The 23369-nt window shown below is 58.6% G+C and carries 22 protein-coding genes; 15 read left to right on the top strand and 7 right to left on the bottom strand.

Annotation, left to right across the window (positions count from 1 at the left end):
* Positions 1-58: 58 nt before the first annotated feature.
* Entirely contained in the window at positions 59-1246 is a 1188-nt protein-coding gene (metK, locus tag ACFO6X_RS02250) for a methionine adenosyltransferase (protein WP_382429620.1), read from the top strand.
* Positions 1247-1279: 33 nt separating this feature from the next.
* Here the strand turns inward: metK and ACFO6X_RS02245 are convergent, their stop codons facing one another.
* The gene (locus ACFO6X_RS02245) at positions 1280-1954 is read right to left on the bottom strand and encodes an NUDIX hydrolase (RefSeq protein ID WP_382429618.1); all 675 of its coding nucleotides are present in this window, start codon (positions 1952-1954) and stop codon (positions 1280-1282) included.
* A gap of 117 nt (positions 1955-2071) precedes the next feature.
* Between ACFO6X_RS02245 and ACFO6X_RS02240 the strand changes: the two genes are divergently transcribed.
* Genes ACFO6X_RS02240 through ACFO6X_RS02225 form a run of 4 tightly spaced genes read left to right on the top strand, consistent with a single transcriptional unit; the run spans position 2072 to position 6938 of the window.
* Positions 2072-2917 (top strand): cysteine hydrolase family protein, encoded by an 846-nt coding sequence (locus ACFO6X_RS02240; protein WP_382429616.1) that lies wholly within the window; start codon positions 2072-2074, stop codon positions 2915-2917.
* 44 nt (positions 2918-2961) lie between these two features.
* Positions 2962-4161, top strand: a complete 1200-nt coding sequence (gene pncB / locus ACFO6X_RS02235; protein ID WP_382429789.1) for a nicotinate phosphoribosyltransferase — start codon at positions 2962-2964, stop codon at positions 4159-4161.
* A 9-nt stretch (positions 4162-4170) separates the two neighbouring features.
* Positions 4171-5886 carry an NAD+ synthase gene (locus ACFO6X_RS02230; protein WP_382429614.1) on the top strand — a complete coding sequence of 572 codons (1716 nt, stop codon included), beginning with the start codon at positions 4171-4173 and terminating at the stop codon, positions 5884-5886.
* Entirely contained in the window at positions 5886-6938 is a 1053-nt protein-coding gene (locus tag ACFO6X_RS02225) for a bifunctional nicotinamide-nucleotide adenylyltransferase/Nudix hydroxylase (RefSeq protein WP_382429787.1), read from the top strand. The genes ACFO6X_RS02230 and ACFO6X_RS02225 overlap by 1 nt, the downstream gene beginning before the upstream one ends.
* Here the strand turns inward: ACFO6X_RS02225 and ACFO6X_RS02220 are convergent.
* Positions 6935-8215, bottom strand: a complete 1281-nt coding sequence (locus tag ACFO6X_RS02220) for a sensor domain-containing diguanylate cyclase (RefSeq protein ID WP_382429612.1) — start codon at positions 8213-8215, stop codon at positions 6935-6937. The genes ACFO6X_RS02225 and ACFO6X_RS02220 overlap by 4 nt on opposite strands.
* A gap of 233 nt (positions 8216-8448) precedes the next feature.
* Between ACFO6X_RS02220 and groES the strand changes: the two genes are divergently transcribed.
* The 9 genes from groES (at position 8449) to ACFO6X_RS02175 (ending at position 15449) form a co-directional block, all read left to right on the top strand.
* A complete protein-coding gene (gene groES / locus ACFO6X_RS02215) occupies positions 8449-8739 on the top strand; it encodes a co-chaperone GroES (protein ID WP_382429610.1) in 291 nt (96 codons plus the stop codon).
* Between the two features lie 47 nt (positions 8740-8786).
* Entirely contained in the window at positions 8787-10436 is a 1650-nt protein-coding gene (gene groL / locus ACFO6X_RS02210; protein ID WP_382429608.1) for a chaperonin GroEL, read from the top strand.
* A gap of 133 nt (positions 10437-10569) precedes the next feature.
* Positions 10570-10983, top strand: a complete 414-nt coding sequence (locus ACFO6X_RS02205; RefSeq protein ID WP_382429606.1) for a DUF1924 domain-containing protein — start codon at positions 10570-10572, stop codon at positions 10981-10983.
* A gap of 87 nt (positions 10984-11070) precedes the next feature.
* On the top strand, positions 11071-11490 hold the full coding sequence (locus tag ACFO6X_RS02200; RefSeq protein ID WP_382429604.1) for a diheme cytochrome c: 420 nt from the start codon (positions 11071-11073) through the stop codon (positions 11488-11490).
* 8 nt (positions 11491-11498) lie between these two features.
* The gene (locus ACFO6X_RS02195) at positions 11499-12254 is read left to right on the top strand and encodes a cytochrome b/b6 domain-containing protein (RefSeq protein ID WP_382429602.1); all 756 of its coding nucleotides are present in this window, start codon (positions 11499-11501) and stop codon (positions 12252-12254) included.
* A gap of 17 nt (positions 12255-12271) precedes the next feature.
* Entirely contained in the window at positions 12272-12937 is a 666-nt protein-coding gene (locus ACFO6X_RS02190) for a response regulator (protein ID WP_382429600.1), read from the top strand.
* Positions 12934-14298: an ATP-binding protein gene (locus tag ACFO6X_RS02185; RefSeq protein WP_382429598.1), complete on the top strand. Its 1365-nt coding sequence runs from the start codon at positions 12934-12936 to the stop codon at positions 14296-14298. The genes ACFO6X_RS02190 and ACFO6X_RS02185 overlap by 4 nt, the downstream gene beginning before the upstream one ends.
* A 45-nt stretch (positions 14299-14343) precedes the next feature.
* Positions 14344-14727 (top strand): CidA/LrgA family protein, encoded by a 384-nt coding sequence (locus tag ACFO6X_RS02180; protein ID WP_382429596.1) that lies wholly within the window; start codon positions 14344-14346, stop codon positions 14725-14727.
* Positions 14724-15449 (top strand): LrgB family protein, encoded by a 726-nt coding sequence (locus tag ACFO6X_RS02175; RefSeq protein WP_382429594.1) that lies wholly within the window; start codon positions 14724-14726, stop codon positions 15447-15449. Before ACFO6X_RS02180 ends, ACFO6X_RS02175 begins: the two co-directional genes overlap by 4 nt.
* 16 nt (positions 15450-15465) lie before the next feature.
* Here ACFO6X_RS02175 and ACFO6X_RS02170 read toward each other — a convergent pair whose 3' ends face one another.
* From ACFO6X_RS02170 to ACFO6X_RS02150, 5 genes are all read right to left on the bottom strand, one after another.
* Positions 15466-18903 (bottom strand): PAS domain-containing protein, encoded by a 3438-nt coding sequence (locus tag ACFO6X_RS02170; RefSeq protein WP_382429592.1) that lies wholly within the window; start codon positions 18901-18903, stop codon positions 15466-15468.
* 85 nt (positions 18904-18988) lie between these two features.
* On the bottom strand, positions 18989-19909 hold the full coding sequence (locus ACFO6X_RS02165) for a pseudouridine synthase (RefSeq protein WP_382429590.1): 921 nt from the start codon (positions 19907-19909) through the stop codon (positions 18989-18991).
* A 20-nt stretch (positions 19910-19929) separates the two neighbouring features.
* Entirely contained in the window at positions 19930-21252 is a 1323-nt protein-coding gene (locus ACFO6X_RS02160; RefSeq protein WP_382429588.1) for an HD-GYP domain-containing protein, read from the bottom strand.
* A 108-nt stretch (positions 21253-21360) separates the two neighbouring features.
* A complete protein-coding gene (locus ACFO6X_RS02155) occupies positions 21361-22002 on the bottom strand; it encodes a CoA transferase subunit B (RefSeq protein WP_382429586.1) in 642 nt (213 codons plus the stop codon).
* A 14-nt stretch (positions 22003-22016) separates the two neighbouring features.
* Complete coding sequence (locus ACFO6X_RS02150; protein ID WP_382429585.1) at positions 22017-22721, bottom strand: CoA transferase subunit A; 705 nt, start codon at positions 22719-22721, stop codon at positions 22017-22019.
* Positions 22722-22809: 88 nt separating this feature from the next.
* On the opposite strand from ACFO6X_RS02150, the gene ACFO6X_RS02145 reads away from it, so the two are divergent.
* Positions 22810-23352 (top strand): LuxR C-terminal-related transcriptional regulator, encoded by a 543-nt coding sequence (locus ACFO6X_RS02145; RefSeq protein WP_382429583.1) that lies wholly within the window; start codon positions 22810-22812, stop codon positions 23350-23352.
* Positions 23353-23369 lie beyond the last annotated feature (17 nt).

The following is a 23369-nucleotide window of genomic DNA, read 5'->3' as shown; positions in this document are numbered from 1 at the left end:
CAAAACTCGTTTCGGGTGGGCGCAACGCCCAAGTGCTGAACTACAGGAGTTTATTCAAATGGCGAACGATTTTCTTTTCACCTCCGAATCCGTCTCGGAAGGCCACCCCGATAAAGTGGCCGATCAGATCTCTGACGCAATTTTGGACGCCATCTTCAAAGAAGACCCGCGTTCGCGGGTGGCGGCCGAAACGCTCACCAACACCGGCTTGGTCGTGCTGGCCGGTGAAATCACCACCAATGCGCATGTCGATTACATCCAAGTAGCCCGCGACACCATCAAACGCATCGGCTACGACAACACCGACTATGGCATTGACTACAAGGGCTGTGCCGTATTGGTCGCCTACGACAAACAATCCAACGACATTGCCCAAGGGGTCGATCATGCCAGTGATGACCACCTCAACACCGGCGCAGGCGATCAAGGCCTGATGTTTGGCTACGCCTGCGACGAAACACCCGAGCTGATGCCCGCCCCCATCTACTATGCGCACCGCCTAGTAGAGCGCCAAGCGCAACTGCGCAAGGATGGCCGCCTGCCGTTTTTGCGCCCCGACGCCAAGAGCCAAGTCACCATGCGCTATGTCGATGGCAAGCCGCACAGCATTGACACCGTGGTGCTGTCTACCCAGCACCACCCCGACCAAAGCGAAAACCAGCACAAGATGAAGGCCAGCTTCATTGAAGCGGTGATTGAAGAAATCATCAAGCCTGTGCTACCCAAAGAGTGGCTGCAAGACACCAAATACCTGATCAACCCCACCGGGCGCTTCGTGATTGGTGGCCCCCAAGGTGATTGCGGCCTGACCGGGCGCAAGATCATTGTGGACACCTATGGCGGTGCCTGCCCCCACGGCGGCGGTGCCTTCTCTGGCAAAGACCCCACCAAGGTAGACCGCTCGGCAGCCTATGCTGCACGCTACGTGGCTAAAAACATCGTGGCCGCAGGCTTGGCTAAGCAGTGCCAAATTCAGGTGGCCTATGCGATTGGCGTGGCCCACCCGATGAACGTCACGGTGTATACCGAAGGCACTGGCGTCATCCCCGATGATCAAATTGCCGCACTGGTCAACCAGCACTTTGACCTGCGCCCCAAGGGCATCATCCAGATGCTGGATTTGTTGCGCCCCATCTACGAAAAAACCGCCGCCTACGGCCACTTTGGCCGCGAAGAACCCGAGTTCACATGGGAGCGCACAGACAAGGCCCAACTGCTGCGCAATGCAGCAGGCCTGAAAGGCTGAGGCCTGCGTTAGCAGGCATCATTGGGCGTTGCGTTACAACCCCCGCACACTCAAAGACAACTGCTGACGAAACGCCGCCCGCACACGGTACAACTGTGCGGGCCGGTGGGCGCCCCCCGTTTGCAATTGACCGGGCAAGGCTTCGAGCATATCTAGCTCGTCCATCTTGCGTCGAAAGCTCACTTTGTTCAGTGCTTCACCCAGCACGGCCTCATACACCCCCTGCAACTGCGGCAAAGTGAAGGGTTCGGCACACAAATGCACCGGCAGCGATGAATACAGACTCTTGCTGCGTACCCGCTCCAGCGCGGTGGCAAGAATGTCTGCATGGTCAAACGCCAGTGCAGGCACCTCCTGCACTGGCAGCAACTGCAAACCACGCGACTGCTCTAGCACCGAAGCTGGCACCAACGCACAGTAGGCCACCGATACCGACCAGCCTCGCGGGTCACGCATGGGCCCAGAAAACGTAGCCAACTGCTCTAAATAAGGGCTGACCAATCCAGCTTTGCTCTGAAGCACGCGGGCGGCACTGGCCTGCGTCCCGGCATCTTCTTGGGCATGGACATACCCCCCCGGCAGCGCCAACACACCCGCAAACGGCGCCTTGTCACGCGGCAGCAGAGCCACATGCAAGGTTCCGTGCAGCAAGGTCAGCAGCACCACATCCACAGTGCAAATGACATGGCGCTGTTCGGTAGAAGGCATATTCAATCGGTCTTGTGTTGGAAGCAACAAGCGTATCACTGGGGCATGGCCTTCCTTAGTTAGTTGCAAATTTAATCTAACTAAATTACACTGATAGCACCCCCCAAGGAGAACGCAATGGCCCACCCCGTACAGCTTTTGGTGATCGATCCACAAAACGATTTTTGTGATCTACCCACCGCATGGCAGCCCCCCCATCCCCTGACCGGGGCGCGCCTTGCCCCCGCACTGCCTGTGGCAGGTGCCCATGCCGATATGCAGCGCCTAGCTGCCTGGATCAGCACACAAGGGGCGGCCATAGACGCCATCACCATCACGCTCGATACACACCAGCGCCACGACATAGCCCACCCCAATTTTTGGTGCAATGCACAAGGCGCTGAGGTCGCGCCGTTCACACCCATCACGGCCAGCCAAGTGCGGGCTGGTACTTATCGCCCACGCCATGCCAACAGCTTGCCGGATGTATTGGCCTATTTGGACGCGCTTGAGCAGCAAGGCCGCTACACCCACATGGTGTGGCCGGTGCATTGCGAAATCGGCCACTGGGGGCATAACATCCATGCCAGCGTGGCAGCGGCGTGTGGCGCTTGGCAAATACAGCACCAACGTGCTGTGACCCATATTTTGAAGGGGATGAACCCCGCCACCGAGCACTACAGCGCCCTGCAAGCCGAGGTGCCCGACGCCACCGACGCCCACACGCAACTCAACACCCACCTGCTGGCCGCCTTGGACAGCGCCCAAGTGCTGTTGGTGGCAGGCGAGGCCAGCAGCCACTGTGTGCGCGCTACCACCGAGCATTTGGTGCAACATCTGCCCCGCCAGCGCCCCGAACGCATCGTGTTACTGACCGACTGCATGAGCCCAGTCACGGGCTTTGAGGCCCAGCACACGGCATTTTTGGCAGAGATGCAAGCGCGCGGCGTGCAATTGGCCTGTTCAAGCCAGATCAGGCTCTGACCGTTGTGAACCCATCGCCATCCACCATCACCGGAGCCACTGCCATGCAGCCCATCATCACCAGCTTGCTCGATACCGATCTGTACAAGTTCACCATGTGGCAGACCATGCTGCACCGGCACCCACAAACGCAAGCCGAGTACCACTTTGTCTGCCGCAACACCCCGCAATACCCGTTGGCCGACTTGCTGGATGAAGTCAATGCCGAGCTAGACCAGCTGTGCCGTCTGCGCTTTACCCCGGCAGATTTGGATTACTTGGCCGGGCTGCGCTTTATTCGCTCAGACTTTGTCGATTTTTTGCGTATCTTTCAGTTTCAGCGCGCCTTTATTCACGCCCACGCCGAAGGCGAAGCCTTGCGCATCGTGGCGCGGGGGCCGCAAGTCCATGTGATGGCCTTTGAGATTTTTGTGCTGTCCATCGTCAACGAGCTGTACTTTCGCCGTTTTGATGCCACCACCGCCCTGGCCCAAGGACGCGCGCGCCTGCACCAAAAAATCGGCCAATTACAAGCACTGGCCGGTGAAGCCGCGATGGCCCACCCGTTCGAGCTGTTTGATTTTGGCGTGCGCCGTCGCTACTGCGGTGCATGGCAGCGCGAAGTGGTGCACGCCTTGGCTACCCAAACGGGGCAGTGGTTTAAAGGCACGTCCAACGTTTTGCTGGCGCGCGACTTGGGGCTGGTGCCCATTGGCACCATGGCCCATGAATACCTACAAACCTACCAAGCCTTGGGCGTGCGCCTGCGCGATTTTCAAAAAGCGGCGCTGGAAGACTGGGTGCAAGAATACCGGGGCGACTTGGGCATTGCCCTCACCGATACCGTGGGCATGGACGCCTTCTTGGCCGATTTTGATCTCTACTTTGCCAAGTTGTTTGATGGCCTGCGCCACGATTCGGGCGATGCCATCGTGTGGGGCGAAAAAGCCTTGGCCCACTACCAGCGTCTGCGCATCGACGCCCACACCAAACGTTTGGTGTTCTCGGACGGGCTGGACATCGGCCACGCCTTGGAGCTGTACCACCACTTTGGCAACCGCACCCAATTGGGTTTTGGCATTGGCACGCATTTGACCAACGATATGGGACTGCCTGCACTCAACATCGTCATGAAGCTCACCCACGCCAACGGCCAACCCGTAGCCAAACTCTCCGACAGCCCTGGCAAAACGCTGTGCGACGATCCAACCTTTTTAGCCTATCTACGCCAAGTGTTTGCCGTCACCTCTTCACTTCAACCCTAGGATAAGGCCATGCTTCGCATCACCATAGCCCAGCTCAATCTGACCGTGGGCGACATCGAGGGCAATGTGCAACGGATGGTGGCAGTTGCCCAGCAAGCCGCCGCTGCACAGTCTGCATTGGTCGTGTTTTCAGAACTGGCGCTGTGCGGCTATTACCCCGGCGATTTGCTCGATGAGCCTGCATTTTTGCAGCGCATCAAGGCCGGGCTGGCAGCGTTGCTGCAAGCCTCGCAACAATGGCCTGCGCTGTATTGGGTGGTGGGCACGCCCACCCCGGCCCACGGCCCCGGCAAACGCCTGCACAACAGCCTGCTGGTGCTGCAAAACGGCCAAGTGTGCCTGCACTATGCCAAACAACTGCTGCCCACCTACAACATCTTTGACGAGCGCCGCCACTTTGAACGCGGCCCCAACGTGGCCCAAGTGCTGCACATTGGCAGCACACGGGTGGGTTTTTTGATTTGCGAAGACGGCTGGAACGACCACGGCACCGATTACGCCACCAACCCCTTTCAAACGCTGGCCGATGCTGCGCCTGATTTGGTGGTCAGCATCAACGCCAGCCCTAGCCATATTGGTAAACGTGGGCAACGCCAGCAAATTTTTACCGATGCTGCGCGCCGCCACTGCCTGCCCATTCTGTATGTCAACCAAATTGGCGGCCACGACCAACTGGTGTACGACGGCGCCTCCTTTGCCGTAGAACCGGCAGGCGGCATCGTCTTTGAGGCCCAGCGGTTTACCGAAGACATTTGCACCCTGCAATTCCAGCATGGGCATTTTTTCACTGCCCAAGGCCAGCCCCCCTCCCCCGTACCGGCCCAAGACATCTCCAACCCCGATTTTTACCACCGGCAAATTGTGCTGTGCCTGCGAGACTATGCACGCCGCTGCGGCTTTACCCAAGCCGTGGTGGGCAGCTCTGGCGGCATTGACAGCGCCCTGACGCTGGCGTTGGCCGTGGAGGCCTTGGGGGCAGACAATGTGGTGGCAGTGACCATGCCCTCGGTGTTTTCGAGCAGCGGCTCGGTGCAGGACTCCGTACAGCTCTGTCGCCACTTGGGCATCGTGCTGCATATTCATCCCATTGTGGATTTGGTTGCCAGTTACACCCAGCAGTTTGCCGCCAGCTTTGGCACCCCTTTGCGCGGCTTGGCACTGGAAAACGTACAAGCCCGCATCCGGGGCACCGTGCTCATGGAATACTCCAACACCTTTGGTCACCTGCTCCTGACCACTGGCAACAAATCAGAAATCTCGGTAGGCTATTGCACCCTGTACGGCGACACCAACGGCGGGCTGGGGCTGATTGGCGACTTGTACAAAACCGAAGTGTTTGCGCTGGCCCAGCACCTCAATGTTCAGGCCGGGCAGGCACTGATCCCGCAAGCCATCATCGACAAAGCCCCTTCGGCAGAACTCGCTCCACACCAAAAAGATGAGGACAGCCTCCCCCCCTACCCCGTGCTGGACGAAGTGCTCAAACTGCTGATTGAAGGCGAACGCCTTGCCACTGCCGAATACGCCAGCGCACACGCGTTGGTGCAGCAACTCCAGCAAGACCCGGTGGGGCGGGCGTTGGTGCAGCGCGTGCGCCAGATGGTGGCGCGCAACGAATATAAACGCCGCCAAGCCCCACCCATTGTGCGGGTACGCGCCCGTGCTTTTGGCAGCGGGCGACAAATGCCCATTGCAGCGCACACCGCTGAAGGAACCTACCCATGATGTACGACACCGCCATTTATATTGGGCGCTTTGAGCCAGTTCACAGCGGCCATATCGCCCTGTTGCAACACGCCTTAGCCCAGGCCAACAATGTCGTGGTGGTACTGGGCTCAGCCTGGCAGCCGCGCTCACCCAAAAACCCTTTCACCTGGCAAGAGCGCGCCGAGATGCTGCGCCAAGCCCTGCCCACCACCGACCAAGCGCGGGTGCAATGCGTGGCGGTGCGTGACTATTACAACGAGGCCCGCTGGGTGGCCAGCGTACGCCAAGAAGTGGCGGCACGTGTGCCTGCCGGTGCCCGCATTGCCTTGGTGGGCCACTTTAAAGACGCCAGCAGCAACTACCTGCGCAGTTTTCCGGGTTGGGCGTTGCTCGATGTGCCCCGCCACGGCACCGTTGATGCCACCGCCATCCGCGATGCCTATTTTGGGGCAGGCAGCGGGGCCGTCTTGGCCGCCTTGGCACCACTGGCCGACCAGATGCCCGCCACCACCTTGGCACAACTGCACCGCTTTGCACAAAGCAAAGACTACCTGCTGCTGCAACAAGAATGGCAAATGCTACGCCAATACCGAGCCGCTTGGGCCAGTGCGCCCTATGCGCCAGTGTTTGTCACAGTCGATGCCCTGCTGTGCTGCCAGCAACATGTCTTGCTGATTCGCCGAGGCCATGCCCCCGGTGTGGGGCAACTGGCCCTGCCCGGCGGTTTTTTGGAGCCACGCGACACCCTCTGGCAATCTTGCCTACGCGAGCTGGCCGAAGAGACCCACTGCCATGTGCCAGAAGACACCTTGCGCGCCGCCCTGCGCCAAGTCAGTGTGTTTGACCACCCAGACCGCAGCCAACGCGGGCGCACCCTCACCCATACCCATTATTTCGATTTGGGCGCACAGCCACTGCCCACCGTACAGGCGGGTGACGATGCGGCACAGGTGCAATGGGTACCGATGAACCAATTAGCAGCACTAGAGGCCGAGTTTTTTGAAGACCACTTTCACATGCTCGACCACTTTTTGGGCCTGACCAGCAGTTTGCCCACAGCCCCGCTTTAGGCCATCACGGCAAGCTCTACCCGGTTGCGCCCTTGGGCCTTGGCACGGTACAGCGCCGAATCTGCGGCCAAGAACAAATCATCGGCCTGCTGCCCATGTTCTGGAAACATAGCCACACCAAAGCTGCAACTGATGCCGTGGAGTCCAGGCACTTCGGGCCAATCCAGCTCCGCCAACCGCGCCCGCAACCGCTGGGCACAGTGGAGCACATGCCCACAGGGCGCACCAGCACTGACCAAGAGAAACTCCTCCCCCCCCCAGCGAAACAAATAGTCTGCGGCCCGCACATGCGCCTGAATCTCGTGGGCCACTTTGCGCAACACCAAATCTCCCGTCTGATGACCAAAACGGTCGTTGATGTCCTTGAAATGGTCTAGGTCAAACAAACACAACCCCAAGGGCAAGTTCTGCTGCTGGCATCGCTGCAATTGCTGCTGCAAGATACGCTCACATTCGCGACGATTGAGCAGCCCGGTCAAGGCATCGTGTGATGCCTGCATTTGCAGGGCTTGCTCGGCATGTTTACGGTCGGTGATGTTCTGCACCATACCCACCACCCTAATAGGTTGGCCTTGGGCGTCACGCTCACAAACACGCCCCCGGTCATGCACCCACAGGTAATGGCCGTTGCGGTTGCGCAGCCGGTATTCAGCCTCATAACGCTCACGCAAGCCTTTGATGTGTTCTTGCAGCGCCCGGCGTACACGGCTGGCATCGTCGGGGTGGACATTGGTGGCCCAAGTCTCTAGCGTGGGCTTCATCTCATGGGGGCCATAACCCAGCATACGCTTGAGTTGAGGGCTAAAAAACACTTCGTTGTTGAGCAGATTCCAGTCCCACAGGCCATCAGATGCCTCGGTCAGGGCATAGCGCAACTGCACATCGCGGTCGTTCAGGTCTTGCTCCAGCGCCAGACGGCGGCCAATGTCCCGCGCTACCGACACAAAATATTCGCAGCCTTGGTGCATAAAGGCACTGGTCGTTACCTCTACCGGCACCTCGGCCCCACTGCGATGGCGATGGCGGCCAATAAAAACAAACTGTCCCTGTGCCTCCCGAACCGCCTGCGCAATGCTGGCCCACTGCTCAATGCCAATCACATCTTTTTGCAGACTCAGCACCGAATGCTGCACCACCTCGTCGCGGGGCAGCCCTACTTGGTGCAGGGCTGCTGCATTGCAGTCCAGAATGTTGGAGGTTTGTGGATCAATCAGGTAAACCGCATCGGGCAGATGCTCAAACACCGATTGGTGCAGAGAAAAAGAAGAGATCAGCATGGTATTGGCTTGTTATTGAGGGCTGTGCCTTGTTATTTCCATACGCAAGGCACGATGTTAAGGCACCCCCCATACACAGCCCCCTCTTGAAAGCCCGCAAAAAGCCCTTATCATTAGCACTCGTCTGACAAGAGTGCTAACAACACCCTGTCAGCGGAAGATTGGCTACGTGTCTGCAAACACAGACCCTCAATTGATAAAGCATTTTTTTGACCCCTTCAGGAGATAGATCCATGAACCTTCGCCCTCTGCACGACCGTGTCATCGTCAAGCGCATCGAAAGCGAAACCAAGACTGCCTCCGGCATCTATATCCCCGACAACGCCGCAGAAAAGCCTGACCAAGGCGAAGTGCTGGCCGTTGGCCCCGGCAAGAAGAATGACAAGGGCGAGCTGATTGCGCTGAACGTCAAGGTGGGTGATCGCGTGCTGTTTGGCAAATACAGCGGCCAGACCGTCAAGGTCGATGGCAATGAACTGCTGGTGATGAAGGAAGACGACCTCTTTGCCGTCGTTGAAGCCTAAGCACTTTCAGCACTGACCCCTGTTTTTAGAATTCTGGAGAAATACACATGGCAGCAAAAGACGTAGTTTTTGGTGGTGAAGCCCGCGCCCGCATGGTCGAAGGCGTCAACGTCCTGGCCAACGCCGTTAAAGTGACACTCGGCCCCAAGGGCCGCAACGTGGTGCTGGAGCGTTCCTTTGGCGCCCCCACCGTGACCAAAGACGGTGTGTCCGTGGCCAAGGAAATCGAACTCAAAGACAAGCTGCAAAACATGGGCGCCCAGATGGTCAAGGAAGTGGCTTCCAAGACCTCTGACAACGCTGGTGACGGTACTACCACCGCTACCGTGCTGGCCCAAGCCATCGTGCGCGAAGGCATGAAGTATGTGGCCGCTGGCATGAACCCCATGGACCTGAAGCGCGGTATCGACAAGGCTGTAGAAGTCCTGATCGCCGAGCTGAAGAAGGCTTCCAAGCCCACCACCACTTCCAAAGAAATTGCCCAAGTCGGCTCCATTTCCGCCAACTCTGACACCAGCATCGGCGAAATCATTGCCAATGCCATGGACAAAGTAGGCAAAGAAGGCGTGATCACCGTAGAAGACGGCAAGAGCCTGCAAAACGAACTCGATGTCGTTGAAGGTATGCAGTTTGACCGTGGCTACCTGTCGCCCTACTTCATCAACAACCCCGAAAAGCAAGCCGCGATCCTGGACAACCCCTTCGTGCTGCTGTTCGACAAGAAGATCAGCAACATCCGCGACCTGCTGCCTACGCTGGAGCAAGTGGCTAAGGCTGGCCGTCCGCTGCTGATCGTGGCTGAAGACGTCGAAGGCGAAGCTCTGGCAACATTGGTGGTCAACACCATCCGTGGCATCCTGAAGGTGGTGGCCGTGAAGGCTCCTGGCTTTGGCGACCGTCGCAAGGCCATGTTGGAAGACATCGCCATCCTGACTGGCGGCAAGGTTATCGCTGAAGAAGTGGGCCTGACTTTGGAAAAGGTTACGCTGGCCGATCTGGGCCAAGCCAAGACCATCGAAGTGGGCAAAGAAAACACCATCATCATCGACGGCCACGGCGCTGCTGCTGACATCGAAGCCCGCGTCAAGCAAATCCGCGTGCAAATCGAAGAAGCCACCTCCGACTACGACCGCGAAAAGCTGCAAGAGCGCGTGGCCAAGTTGGCTGGCGGTGTGGCCGTGATCAAGGTCGGCGCTGCCACCGAAGTCGAAATGAAGGAAAAGAAGGCCCGCGTCGAAGACGCCCTGCACGCTACCCGCGCTGCCGTGGAAGAAGGCATTGTGGCCGGTGGTGGTGTGGCTCTGCTGCGCGCCCGCCAAGCTGCTGGCGCCATCAAGGGTGACAACACCGACCAAGACCACGGCATTGCCTTGGTGCTCAAGGCCATCGAAGCGCCCCTGCGCGAAATCGTGGCCAACGCCGGTGGCGAGCCTTCGGTGGTGGTTAACGCCATCTTGGCTGGTGCTGGCAACTACGGCTTCAACGCCGCCAACGACACCTATGGCGACATGATCGAAATGGGTATTCTGGACCCCACCAAGGTGACCCGCACCGCGCTGCAAAACGCCGCTTCCGTGGCCAGTCTGATGTTGACCACCGAGTGCATGGTCGCCGAGACCCCCAAGGCCGAGACTGCTGGTGCCCCTGATATGGGTGGCATGGGCGGTATGGGTGGCATGGGCGGCATGGGTATGTAAACCCAGCCCAGCTGGCGCCAACAGCGCCAGCTTTGCGCACCAAGCCCACAGCTTGCAAAAGCTGTGGGCTTTTGTCTTTGCAAAGAGACACACGTTTAAGACTTTCTTCAGGCCGGTGTCGCACCATCACGGCATGCGTACTTTTCATCCATCCCGTGGGCTGTGGGCAGCACTACTGGCACTGACCTTCCATTTGCCTTGGGCTTATGCAGGCGATACCAGCGCCCAAGCCCAGTTGCAGCGTTGGAGTGCTGAAGCAACCACGGTGCCCAATGCAGAACGTGGGCGCCTGTTCTTTAACAGTCGCCACGGTGGCGAGTGGTCTTGCGCTTCTTGCCACGGCCAGTTACCCACCACCCCGGCACGCCATGCCAGTACGGGCAAAACCGTTGCACCGCTGGCCCCTGCATTCAACCCCGAACGCTTCACCGATGCCGCCAAAGCCGACAAATGGTTCCGGCGCAATTGCAAAGATGTATTGAGCCGCGAATGCACCGCTACAGAAAAAGCCGATGTGCTGGCTTGGCTGGTGCAGCTCAAACCTTAAGAAAGGCGTGTCATGTCTGTTTTAGCTGTTCTATGGGGTTTGGTTGGAGGTAGGCGCTGGGCTGTACTGTTGTGGAGTTGTGGCACCTTGTCTGCCGCATGGGCCGACCGCCCCATGATGGCGGCCAGCGCCATGTTGCCTGCCTACCAGCAAGAATGCGCCGCTTGCCACATGGCCTATCCGCCGGGCTTGTTGCCTGCACCCTCTTGGGGCCGGATCATGCAGGGGCTGGATCGACACTACGGCACCGATGCCTCGCTAGACCCAGCCACGGTGCGCCAAATCAGCGCCTGGTTACAAGGTAACGCTGGCACCTACAAACGGGTGCGCGAAGAACCACCACAAGACCGCCTCACCCAATCGGCCTGGTTTGAACGCAAGCACAGCGACATACAACCCACTGTCTGGAAACGCCCCTCTGTGGGCAGTCGGGCCAACTGCATGGCCTGCCACACGCGCGCAGATCGGGGCGATTTTGACGACGACAACGTTCGCATCCCCCAGTGAGGCCGATCATGACCGCCCACACTGTTCATACCCGTCCATTGGACACGGCCTCCACTGCCAGCCCTCCCACGATGCGCCGCGTAGTCGATGCCACGACACGCATGCTGCACTGGCTGATGGCACTGTGCTTTACCGGCGCATACCTCAGTGCCGACAGCGAACGCTGGCGCTTGGTACACGTCACCTTGGGCTATACGCTGGCAGGCATCGTGTTGGCACGCTTGCTTTGGGGGCTCATGGGGCCACGCCCAGTACGACTGTCGGGTCTGTGGAGCCGGGTGCGCGGATTGCCTGCTTGGCTGCGCTCACTGGTAGCAGTGCGTTCTTTGGTGGCGTTACAAGCTCTGGGCCGCCCTGGGCGCAATCTGCTCATGGGCTTGGCTATGCTGCTTATGCTGGCACTGGTGCTGCCTTTGAGCCTGAGCGGCTATGCCGTCTGGGACGAATGGGGGGGCGAGTGGCTGGAAGAAATACATGAATGGGTAGGCAACGCCATGCTGCTGGTGGTGTTGGTGCATATTGGCTTGATTGGACTGTGGAGCATGGTGCAACGCAAAAATCAAGCCTTGCCCATGCTCACAGGCCGTGTGCCAGGACGTGGGCCAGACATTGCCAAGAAAAACTACGGTCTGCTGGCCTTGCTGATTTTGGCCTGCGTGTTGGCGTTCTGGGGCTGGCAATGGCAAAGCGCAGCCCCCCAAAGCACAAACACCCCCACAGAGCCGTGGGGCCAAAACTCTGTATCCAACCACCATGACGACTGAGCGAAAGACCCCTCCTGATGCGTATCCTGCTGGCTGAAGACGATGAATTACTGGGCTCGGGCATCCGTGCCGGACTGACACAACATGGATTCCAAGTGGACTGGGTACGCGATGGCATCGCGGCTGCGCGCGAACTGTCCACAGGTGCCTACCAAGCCTGCGTGCTGGATCTGGGGCTGCCACGGCAAGATGGCATGGATGTATTACAGCAACTGCGCACCCGCCGGGTAGCCACCCCTGTGTTGGTGCTGACTGCGCGCGATGCCGTCAGCGCCCGCATCGCGGGCTTAGATGCTGGAGCAGATGACTACCTGATCAAGCCCGTAGACCTGCACGAACTGGCTGCCCGACTGCGTGCCTTGGTGCGCCGCGCCCACGGCCAAAGCGCCAACCGGCTGTGTGCAGGCACGGTGGAGCTCGATTCTGCGGCCCATCAAGTCTGGTGCGAGGGGGTGCTGGTCGATTTATCCCAGCGCGAATACGACCTGTTGCATGCCCTGTTGCTCAATGCTGGCCGCGTGCTCAACCGTGAACAATTGGAACAGCACCTGTATCAATGGGGCAACGAAATCAACAGCAATGCGGTAGAAGTGCATATCTACCACCTGCGGCGCAAACTGGGTGCCGGCCTGATTGAGACTGTGCGGGGCGTGGGCTACCGCATTGCACGCACTCCAGCATGAGCGCCCCCCAGACGACAATGCCACCGGCACCACGCTCCTTGCAAAGGCGACTGCTGTCCACGGTGCTGGCACTGGTGGCTACTGCCTGGGGGCTGGCGGCCATCATGACTTGGTATGACGCCCGCCATGAGGTCAGTGAACTGCTCGATGCCCATCTGGTACAAACAGCCGCTCTGTTGTTGATGCAGCCACTCGATGAGTTGGAAGACGAAGACCTCAATCTGGCCCCCGATCTGCACAAGTACCAGCAGCGTGTTGTGTTTCAGGTATGGCACAAAGGCAAATTACTGGCCCATTCTGCCAATGCCCCCCGCGAACCCCTCACCCAGCGCAAGACACGGGGGTTTGCCGACAGCCAAGCCGATGGAGAATCATGGCACGTCTTCGTGACGCCTGGCCACGACACTGATTTATTGTTGCAGGTGGGAGAGCTGCAATCCACACGCAACGATGTCGTGATGGTCAGCCTGTACAGCATGATCTGGCCCACGGTATTGATGCTACCGTTGTTGGTGCTGGGCATTTGGTGGACGGTGCATGGCTCGGTACGCCCCTTACGTCAATTAGGGCAGGCCGTGGCCGCACGCCAACCTCAATCCTTAGAACCACTGGCTACCGCTGGCGTCCCCCCAGAGGTGCTGCCCTTGGTGACAGCACTCAACGGCCTGTTTGATCGCACCACTGAACTGCTCACCGCCGAACAACAATTCACGGCCAATGCAGCCCATGAACTGCGCACCCCCATTGCAGGCATCCGCATGCAAGCCCAAGTGGCCCAAGGAGCGATGCAAGACACCGAACGCGCCCAAGCACTGGCAGCCACTGTGCAAGGCTGTGATCGCGCTACCCGGCTGGTAGAACAGCTATTGCAGTTAGCCCGCTTGGATGCCGAATCAGCCTCTTCGGCCACGGCACATTGCGATTTGGCCGACATAGCACGCGCCCTGGCAGCCGATCTGCACCCCAGTGCCCAAGCCCGCCAACAGCAGATCGTGCTAGACATTCCCCCATCCGTGCCTGCACCACTGGCAGAACCATTGGCGCGTGTGTTGCTGCGCAATCTATTAGACAACGCACTGCGCTACACCCCCGATGGCGCACAGGTTTACCTGCATCTGCACACGGCTACAACCCAAGGAGCCTCTATCCAGTTGTGTGTCGAAGACAGCGGCCCTGGCATGACGCAAGCAGCCATAGACCGACTCGGGGAGCGTTTTTTCCGGGTGCTGGGCACTGGTCAGAGTGGTAGTGGCTTGGGCTGGTCGATTGTGCAGCGCATTGCCCGACTGCACGGCTTAGAGGTACAAATAGACCGCAGCCCACAGTGGGGTGGTCTGCGTGTGCGTGTTCATTGGCCTTGAGCCGCTACAGTGCACACTTTGTGTGTGCATTCAAGGGGACAGCCAATGGTTTCAGGTTTTGCCTGGTTGCTGGTATTTCAACTGGCTGGAGAGGTCATGGTGCGCGGCCTGCAACTGCCGGTGCCAGGGCCGGTGCCAGGGCCGGTGATGGGCATGTTGCTGCTGTTGTTGGCACTGATCTGGCGTGGTGGCCCCAGCGACAATCTGCGCAGTGCTGGACAAGGATTGCTAGGCAACCTTTCGTTGCTGTTTGTGCCTGCTGGGGTGGGCATCATGGTGCATGGTCACCGCATTGCCGATGAATGGCTGGCGCTGGTGGTGGCATTGATTCTCAGCACCCTACTGAGCATGGCCGTGACTGCACTGGTGATGCGTGCTTGCCGTGGCCGCCCACAGCAGCCCCCCGCCCCTGCGCCGGAACAGCCATGATACTGCCCGCCCCCATCCACGATATCTGGGTCTATCTGGCAGCATCACCACTGCTTGGACTGACGCTCACCCTGCTGGCCTATGTGTTGGCCTTGGCACTGCATCGGCGCTTTCGGTTGCACCCACTCACCAATCCGGTGCTGCTAGCGGTGGCGCTGCTGGTGACGCTGCTGTTGTGGACAGACACCCCCTACCAGACTTATTTTGATGGTGCCCAGTTTGTGCATTTTCTGTTGGGGCCAGCCACAGTAGCTTTGGCTATTCCGCTCCATGCCCAACTGGGACGGGTGCGGGCCATGCGCTGGCCCGTCGTATTGGGGTTGGCCCTTGGCAGCCTCACTGCAGTCTTCTCTGCGGTGGGTACCGCATGGCTGTTGGGGGCCAGTGTGCCCACACAATTGTCATTGGCGCCCAAATCTGTCACCACACCAATTGCCATGGGTGTGGCCGAACGCATTGGGGGCATTGCCTCCCTGACTGCGGTCTTGGTCATCGTCACGGGCATTGTGGGTGCTGTGGTAGCCCCCACCTTGTTTCGGCTACTGCGCGTAGACGACCATGCCATTCAGGGCTTTGCCATGGGTGTGGCAGCCCACGGTGTTGGCACGGCCCGTGCGTTCCAAATCAGCGAGCAAGCTGGCGCCTTTGCCGCTTTGGCAATGGGGCTCAATGGTGCCATCACTGCGCTGGTTCTGCCTGCCTTGCTGTCGGGCTGGCGCTAAAAAAGCCTTCCCCCACTCAAGGCGTCCAGACACAAACACAGTTGCGCCCACTGTTCTTGGCCATGTAGAGTGCCTCGTCAGCATGGCTCAGACTGCGCGTGGCATCTTCGCCCCGCAGCAGCACCATACCAATGCTGATAGTCACGGTCACCTTACCTGCCGCCGTGAGGGCTGGTGTTTGAGACAACATCTCACGCACCCGGTTGGCCAAGGCCAAGGCGTCTGAGGGCTGGATGTTTTGCAACAACACTGCAAACTCCTCTCCACCCAAGCGCCCTGCGGTATCGTTCTGGCGCAAATTGTGGCGAATGAGCTGCGCCACATGCTGGAGCACAGCATCCCCCACCGGATGACCATAGGTGTCATTGACACGCTTGAAATGGTCAATATCCATCATCATCAGTGCATAACCACGTTCAGGATGACTGCACGCCTCCAAAACCGCACTCTCCAGACTGGCCATAAAACTGCGTCGGTTGGGCAGACTGGTCAGGACATCGGTAGCCGCCAAAGTCGCCAAGGCCATTTCACGTTGTTTGCGCTCTGAGATGTCTTGCAACAGCCAGAACCGACCCAGCTGCTCTCCATCACGCGCTATGGGTACCCAATTGATCTCCAGCGTGCGCCCTGTTGTAGACAAGACTTCAATATTGCGGCGCTTTTCTCCATCCGTGGCACTGCCCGGCACCGACAACCACGCTGCCCGTGCCGGGCCGAGCCGCTCACAAAGTGCCTCGTGGGCCACCCCCTGCAAGGCAGCTGCGGGGTCTGGCAACTCCAACCAATCACACAAGTTCTGGTTGGCCATTGTCACCACCCCTTGGGCATCCTCCATCAACACCCCTCCAGGAAAGCACTCCAGCAACGTCGTCAGACGCAACCGCTCCATGGCCAGTGCGGCGGCTGATTGGTGCTTTTCAGTGATGTCTACCAAAGTCCAGACCACATCGCTGTCTGGCTCATCTGGATCACGCAGCACCGCATGCATGTCAAACCAACGTATTTTTCCCTGCGCATCACGCATGGGGTACTCAAAGCGCACCTTGCCACCATGCTGCAAAGCGTCGTAGTACACCCGCATACCATCAAAGTGCTCTGGGCTGATGTGCAGGCTCGACATAGGCCGCTGGGTAATATCTTCCCCTGGCGTCGCAAATATCTCTACCAACCGCGCATTGGCATACAAAATTTGGCGCTGTTGGTCTACCAGCAAAATCGCAGCGCGGCTTTGGTCGATCAGTGCGTGGTGCAACTGGGCCTGCGCCACACGGGTGCTGATGTCGGTATAAGTGCCTACCATGCGTGCAGGCAGGCCGTCCTCGCCCCAAGCCACAATGCGACCTCTGGCCTCTACCCACAGCCACTGGCCCTGTGCAGTGCGCATCCGGTATTCTGCAGCAATCACCTGATCTGGGTGCTGGCGCATCTGTGCATGCCACTGTGGCAAGATACGCTCACGGTCTGTGGGATGTAGCCGGTCTAGCCAATCTTGGTAGCGCAAAGTGGCTGGCAAATGTGGCTCTCCCAACATCTCGCGGATGTATTCATCCCACTCCAAACTGCCATGGGCTATATCCCACGACCACAGGCCATCACGCACGGCCTGCAAGGCCAGGCGCTGGTATTCAGCGTGTAGGCGCAAGGCCTCGGCGGCTGCATGCTCTGCCGTGATGTCGTGGATATAGCCGTGCCAAAGGGTACCCCCATCTGCCGTGCGTTCAGGGTTGGCCTGGCCCAGCACCCAGCGCACCGTACCATCAGACAAACGCACCCGGTGTTCACAACGCCAAGTCACCAAATCCGCAGCAGAGGCTTGGATAGACTCGATCACCCGAGGACGGTCAGCCGGGTGCAGATGGGCAAAAATCTTGTCTGCTGACAAGGCTGCCTCCTCTGGCGTGATGCCATAAATGCCCTGTATGCCAGGACTGGCATAGGGCAGGCAGGCTGTGCCATCGGGCCGCTGCAAATACTGGTACACCGCGCCCGGCACCTCGCGCATGAGCTTGCTCAGGCGCTCGCGCAAGCCCTGCGCTGCTGCCTCGGCAATTTTGCGATCGCTGATATCCAGCACAGTGCCAGCCATGCGTTGGGGAGAGCCATCACTGGCCCACTCCACCACCTGCCCCCGGTCTAACACCCATATCCAATGGTCATCACGGTGGCGCATCCGGTATTCCGACTCATATTGCGCACTTTGCCCTTGCAAATGGGCCATGCAGGCCGCCTGCACTCTGGGCCAGTCATCGGGGTGAATACGCTCTTGCCAAGTGGAAAAGTGGGGTGCCAACTCACTCGCTTGGTAGCCCAACCTGGCCGCCCAAAGCTCATTGAAATGGTTTTCTTGGGTTTTGCAATTCCAATCCCAAGTGCCTAAATTGCCACCACGCAAAGCCAACTCCAAACGCTCGCTGGTGGTAGCCAACATTTGCGCCTGTCGGCTGCGCTGCAGCCACAGATGGGTAATCCATGCTGCAGCCAACAGCAGCAGGGAGGAACCCACAACATTTTGCACATGGCTATCGTGCAAAGCCTGCTGCACCGAAGCCAAGGCCCGTTGCTTGCTGATGCCCAAGCTGACCACGATTGGATAACTGGTCACCCGATGCCAAGCATAGTAACGCTCAATGCCATCGGGGGGGGCGACGGTTTCATAGACGCCGTGGGTGGCCGATCGGTCGGTCAGAAACTGACGGATACGCGGTACCGACTGGCCCATCACACCTTCCATGCCTTGAGAGCGGGCCAGATAAGCACCATCGGCACGCAACAACAGGGCCACATCGGCAGGATCAGGAAAAATATCCTGCAAGGCGCGCGACAAATACCGGGCCGGCACCGACAGCACAATCACCCCAGAGAACTGGCCCCGTGCGTCGTGCAATGGCCTTGAAAACTGCACTATCCACTGTTGCGACACCCGCCCCTGTACCGGATGGCTAATGAACAAATGGGGTAGCTCATCTTGCTCATCCAGATGGGCAGTGAAGTGCTCTCGGTCGGCAATCGACACCGGTTGACCATCGGCACTTTGCAGTGGTTTGTCTGGCGACAGGCTGGAAAACACGATGTGCCCGCGTGCATCGGCCACTGATACCTGGGTCAATGCACCCGGCATAAAAGTCTGCTGCGCAACCTGCAAAGAATCGAGAAACTCTGACCGATTTTGGCTATTCCAATGCTCCCCCAAATGCACCGCCACATAGTCGATCTTGCGAATCAGTGCCTCTGTTTGCAAGGCCAGTGCATGAACTGTTTGGGAAGCCCCCTGCCGAGTCTGGAGTTGTACCTGCTGCAATTGGGCTTGGTGTGAATAGTAGAGCTGCACCCAATACACCAACAGTGCCAACAACAGCACACCCCACCCTGCCAGTGGCCGCAACACCAAAGCACGTACTTTTTGTGAAAGGGGACGCACTACCGGCCCCAAATGGCGAGTCAAGAAGGTGGACAAGAGGAAAAGAAGCGGAAAAAGAAGGCCAACAGCCCAGATGAATCAGTGTAACCCTCCCCTGCAAAATGGCGGCAGGGCAAAGATTTCAGGCCAGCGGCAAAAGCTGACGGCCACTGACAAACCGGCGATGTTGACCGGTCAATGGGTCGTCAAAAGCCAATGATTGGGCCAACAACTGCAAGGGGCGCGAAAAATCGCCCTCGGGTGGATCATTGACCTCAGGGTAAAAAGGGTCGTAGCGCAAGGGTAACCCCAAAGCAGCCATGTGTACGCGCAATTGGTGGCGCTTGCCAGTCACGGGCGAAAGCCGATAACGCGCCCAGCCCGAACTCACCTCCAGTAGCTCCATACGGGTATGGCTGTTTGGGCTGCCAGGCACCTCGTGCATCAAGAAAAACTGCCCGTTCTCTTCCAATCGGCTGTGGTGCTCACGCGGAAACTCCAGCCCAGGCTTGCACGGTGCCACAGCCTCGTAGTGCTTGACCATCGCCTGCTCCCGAAAAAGCCCTTGGTACAGCCCGCGCGTGGCCCGTTGCACCGAAAACAGCACCAAACCGGCTGTATCACGGTCTATACGGTGTAGTGGTGATAACTCGGGCAGCCCCAATCGCTCCTTGAGTCGGGCCAACAAGGTCTGGCGCACATAACGCCCGGCGGGCACCACGGGCAAGAAATGCGGCTTGTCTGCCACCAACAGGTGCGCATCCTGATAGAGCACTTCTTCGTAAAAAGGAATTTCTGGCTCTACAGCCAAGCTCCGATAGTAGTAGAGCCGCAAGTGAGGCTCAAATGCGCGTTGGGGTGCCACTGCCTGGCCGCACGCATCCACCACATCTCCGGCAAGCATACGTTGTTGCCATTGGTCTCGCCCCACTGCCGGAAAACGGGCAGCCAAAAAATCCAGCATCGTGCCCGCGCCCACCGAGGGCAAAACCACGGTGCTTGGACTGACCCCATTGCGCATGGGCAACACGATTGGCACCACGGCAGAACGTGCGCGAGTCATAGACCGACGACTCCCCTACATCAACGTTGCTGGCCCAACAGCCATTCGCACCAATCTGCCAAAAGCCGATGGGCCAGACTTTCACGCTGGGCCACTTCAGGCCAGCGATGCAAACAACCGTGGGCAATCACCTGCAACTGCCACAAAGCCTCACGCCCCAAAAAACACAACTCCGCTGTGGCTTGGGGATCATCTTGCAGCAAGTCTGGCAGCTTGGGCGCACACTGTGGATGGAGACCCGCCTCGGTCAGGGTTTTGCACAAACCCTGTAGATGGTCATTGACGAAAGCCAGTGGCCCCCCTGGCGTGATGCTCACTGCACTGCTGAGCTGCTCCCAGCGGGCAAACGCTACCGGAATAGCCTGCAAATACCGTTGCGCATCCCCCTCTGGCACTGCCAGTGTGCCAGCCGATGGAAAAGTTTGGCGCACCAAGACCAAGACATGACTGCACAGATCGGCAGGAAATTTGCGATGGTTAAGCCGCAGCACTGTGCCCAAACGCAGCCCTGGAGAATCTTCGGCATATTTGTCGTAAAACGCTGTCACTACTTCGGCCAACAAGAGAATGCGCCCCAGAGGAGAAATTTCGGCCCCCAGAATGCCCCGCGGGTAGCCGCTGCCATCCATGCGCTCGTGGTGCTCAAACACCGCTGTAGCCACCGCTGCCGGATACGCCTCCGTGCCACGCACCATCAACATGCCAATGATCGGATGGGCCACTAAATGTTTACGCTGCACCCCCGTGATCTGTTGTTGGCGATCACGCCAAGCCGGATCTAAATGCAATACGCCCACATCGTGCAACAATGCAGCAGCCACCAGCGCCACACAATCTCCATCGTCGAGCCCACTGCGCACACCCAGAAACCAAGCCACCAATGCCATTTGCACACTGTGTGCAAACATGTCTGAACATTCGTCTCGCATCACTGTCAACTTGAACATGATGGGGCCTGGCAAGGGTATTTGCGCCAGGGTAGGCCAGAACTGGTCAAAATGCGCCCCCATGTCCTGCGCCAGCAATTGCAATAGACGATTGCTGTGGATCAACTCGCGGGCTACTGCTGTCAACACCGTGTGATCTACCGCATCTTCGGCCACCAAATGGCTATCTACTGGCTCGCGCAGGGTGTGCTGCACCAGCCTGTCATATAGGCGGCCATCAATGCGCATGCCCTTTTCTACCAGCTTGATACCGCTTTCTGCATAGATCGCCTCATGTGCCACTACGGCACGGCGATGCGCCAGGTCCGTGACGGCCCGCAGGTAATGCGGACTTTGCGGCAACTGGGTAGGAAAGCTAGATGGACTGGTATCGACCATCGCGGAGAAATCGCTCATGCAGGGCAAGAAAAAAAGGGACGCTGCGTATTAAACCGCAGCCCCTTTGCACAACAAAAAGGCCCGCTGAATGCGGGCCTCGGCAACTTCAAGCGATGAATGTTGAAGTCACTGCAACAGCGGCACGCCAGTCTTGGCCTGCAATGCCTCAAAAGTGACATCGGGGGCCAATTCCACCACTTTCAGGCCTTGGGGCGTGACATCCATCACAGCCAAATCGGTAATGATACGGTTGACCACGCCCTTGCCGGTCAATGGCAGCGTACATTGGGACAAGATTTTCAGGTCTTCAGTGCCGTCTTTCTTCTTGGCGACATGCTCCATCAGCACAATCACGCGCTTGACGCCCGCCACCAAGTCCATCGCCCCCCCCATGCCCTTGACCATTTTGCCTGGGATCATCCAGTTGGCCAGATCGCCCTGATCGGTCACTTGCATAGCGCCGAGGATGGACAGGTTGATTTTGCCGCCACGAATCATCGCAAACGATTGGTCTGAACCAAAAATGGACGAGCCCTTGATGGTAGTGACGGTCTGCTTGCCTGCATTGATCAGGTCAGCATCGACTTCATCCTCGTAGGGGAAGGGGCCAATGCCGAGCATGCCGTTTTCACTTTGCAGCCACACTTCGATGTGGTCTGGCACATGGTTGGCCACCAGCGTTGGGATGCCGATGCCCAGATTGACGTAAAAGCCGTCTTGCAATTCCTGCGCAGCGCGCGCAGCCATTTGGTCTTGAGTCCAGGCCATGATGGGGTATCTCCTCAAACTTTGCGGTCGCGCAAGGTGCGCTTTTCGATGCGCTTTTCGGGCGTAGGGTTGTGAACAATGCGATGCACGTAAATGCCGGGCAGATGCACATCATCCGGGGCAATCTCGCCAGTGGCTACAATGCGCTCCACTTCGACAATGCAAATCTTGCCTGCCGTGGCGGCTGCGGGATTGAAGTTGCGGGCTGTCAAGTTAAAGCGCAGGTTGCCGCTGCGGTCGGCCACATCGGCCTTGATCAGGGCCACTTCGGGCACCAGCGAACGCTCCATGACGTAGGTCTCACCGTCAAATTCGCGCAGCTCTTTGCCTTCGGCCACCAACGTGCCCACGCCAGTTTTGGTAAAGAAAGCCGGAATACCAGCACCTCCAGCGCGCAACTTCTCAGCCAGCGTGCCTTGAGGCGTGAACTCCAACTCCAGCTCACCCGCCAAGTATTGCCGTTCAAACTCCTTGTTCTCGCCCACGTAGGAGGAGATCATTTTCTTGATCTGGCGTGTCTCCAGCAGTTTGCCCAAACCGAAGCCATCAACACCAGCATTGTTGGAAATCACGGTCAGATCTTTGACGCCCGAGTCACGCAGCGCATCAATCAACGCTTCTGGAATACCGCACAGGCCAAAGCCGCCCACGGCGATCAGCTGGCCATCGGCCACCACGCCTTCGAGGGCTGCAGCGGCGGAGGGAAACACTTTGTTCACAACAGTCTCCTTGAGATAGGATGAAGAAGATACTACGTAATCTTTTACGTAGTATCCCCTAAATACTTGCCCTGCCTTGCAATCACTTATGGACGTTGATTACCGCCTTGCCTTTGATATGGCCCCAGTGGGTCTGGTGCTGTCGCGCCACCGCATCATGATCGACTGCAACCACCACTTTTGCGAAATGTTTGGTGCTTCACGCGAGGTGCTGATGGGGCAGTCATTTCGTCTGTTGTACCCTAGCGCCGATGAGTATGAACGCATTGGCGAGCGGCTGGTACCCATCCTCAATGCCAAGGGTTATTACTCTGATAGCCGCATCATGCGCCGCCTGAGTGGCGAGATGTTCTGGTGCCATGTGTCGGGGCGGGCCGTCAATCGGCAAGCCCCGCACGAATCGGGCATCTGGAGTTTTGAAGACATGAGCGCGCAACGCCCAGTCAAGGCCGACCTGACAGGCCGCGAACGTGAAGTGGCAGCACGGCTGCTGGAGGGTCTCACGTCCAAAGAAATTGGCAAAGCCCTCAGCATCAGCCATCGCACGGTAGAGATTTACCGCGCCCGGCTGATGCGCAAATACGGGGCATCTACCGCAGCTGATCTGGTTCACAAGTTGGTGGCAGGCTAAACCATGTTGGGGTGGTT

Origin of the sequence: Giesbergeria sinuosa (assembly GCF_042652905.1) — a bacterium.
In the GTDB taxonomy this organism is placed as follows: Bacteria; Pseudomonadota; Gammaproteobacteria; order Burkholderiales; family Burkholderiaceae_C; genus Simplicispira; species Simplicispira sinuosa.
This window is presented reverse-complemented; position numbering and strand designations above follow the sequence as displayed.

What these genes read in the sequence shown, in the direction of transcription:
- ACFO6X_RS02165 (WP_382429590.1), bottom strand. Translation starts at nt 19,909, where the DNA reads ATGACTCGCGCACGTTCTGCCGTGGTGCCAATCGTGTTGCCCATGCGC.
- ACFO6X_RS02245 (WP_382429618.1), bottom strand. Translation starts at nt 1,954, where the DNA reads ATGCCTTCTACCGAACAGCGCCATGTCATTTGCACTGTGGATGTGGTG.
- groES (WP_382429610.1), top strand. Translation starts at nt 8,449, where the DNA reads ATGAACCTTCGCCCTCTGCACGACCGTGTCATCGTCAAGCGCATCGAA.
- ACFO6X_RS02175 (WP_382429594.1), top strand. Translation starts at nt 14,724, where the DNA reads ATGATACTGCCCGCCCCCATCCACGATATCTGGGTCTATCTGGCAGCA.
- ACFO6X_RS02195 (WP_382429602.1), top strand. Translation starts at nt 11,499, where the DNA reads ATGACCGCCCACACTGTTCATACCCGTCCATTGGACACGGCCTCCACT.
- metK (WP_382429620.1), top strand. Translation starts at nt 59, where the DNA reads ATGGCGAACGATTTTCTTTTCACCTCCGAATCCGTCTCGGAAGGCCAC.
- ACFO6X_RS02185 (WP_382429598.1), top strand. Translation starts at nt 12,934, where the DNA reads ATGAGCGCCCCCCAGACGACAATGCCACCGGCACCACGCTCCTTGCAA.
- ACFO6X_RS02220 (WP_382429612.1), bottom strand. Translation starts at nt 8,215, where the DNA reads ATGCTGATCTCTTCTTTTTCTCTGCACCAATCGGTGTTTGAGCATCTG.
- ACFO6X_RS02240 (WP_382429616.1), top strand. Translation starts at nt 2,072, where the DNA reads ATGGCCCACCCCGTACAGCTTTTGGTGATCGATCCACAAAACGATTTT.
- ACFO6X_RS02160 (WP_382429588.1), bottom strand. Translation starts at nt 21,252, where the DNA reads ATGAGCGATTTCTCCGCGATGGTCGATACCAGTCCATCTAGCTTTCCT.
- ACFO6X_RS02180 (WP_382429596.1), top strand. Translation starts at nt 14,344, where the DNA reads ATGGTTTCAGGTTTTGCCTGGTTGCTGGTATTTCAACTGGCTGGAGAG.
- ACFO6X_RS02225 (WP_382429787.1), top strand. Translation starts at nt 5,886, where the DNA reads ATGTACGACACCGCCATTTATATTGGGCGCTTTGAGCCAGTTCACAGC.
- ACFO6X_RS02230 (WP_382429614.1), top strand. Translation starts at nt 4,171, where the DNA reads ATGCTTCGCATCACCATAGCCCAGCTCAATCTGACCGTGGGCGACATC.
- groL (WP_382429608.1), top strand. Translation starts at nt 8,787, where the DNA reads ATGGCAGCAAAAGACGTAGTTTTTGGTGGTGAAGCCCGCGCCCGCATG.
- pncB (WP_382429789.1), top strand. Translation starts at nt 2,962, where the DNA reads ATGCAGCCCATCATCACCAGCTTGCTCGATACCGATCTGTACAAGTTC.
- ACFO6X_RS02190 (WP_382429600.1), top strand. Translation starts at nt 12,272, where the DNA reads ATGCGTATCCTGCTGGCTGAAGACGATGAATTACTGGGCTCGGGCATC.
- ACFO6X_RS02145 (WP_382429583.1), top strand. Translation starts at nt 22,810, where the DNA reads ATGGACGTTGATTACCGCCTTGCCTTTGATATGGCCCCAGTGGGTCTG.
- ACFO6X_RS02205 (WP_382429606.1), top strand. Translation starts at nt 10,570, where the DNA reads ATGCGTACTTTTCATCCATCCCGTGGGCTGTGGGCAGCACTACTGGCA.
- ACFO6X_RS02155 (WP_382429586.1), bottom strand. Translation starts at nt 22,002, where the DNA reads ATGGCCTGGACTCAAGACCAAATGGCTGCGCGCGCTGCGCAGGAATTG.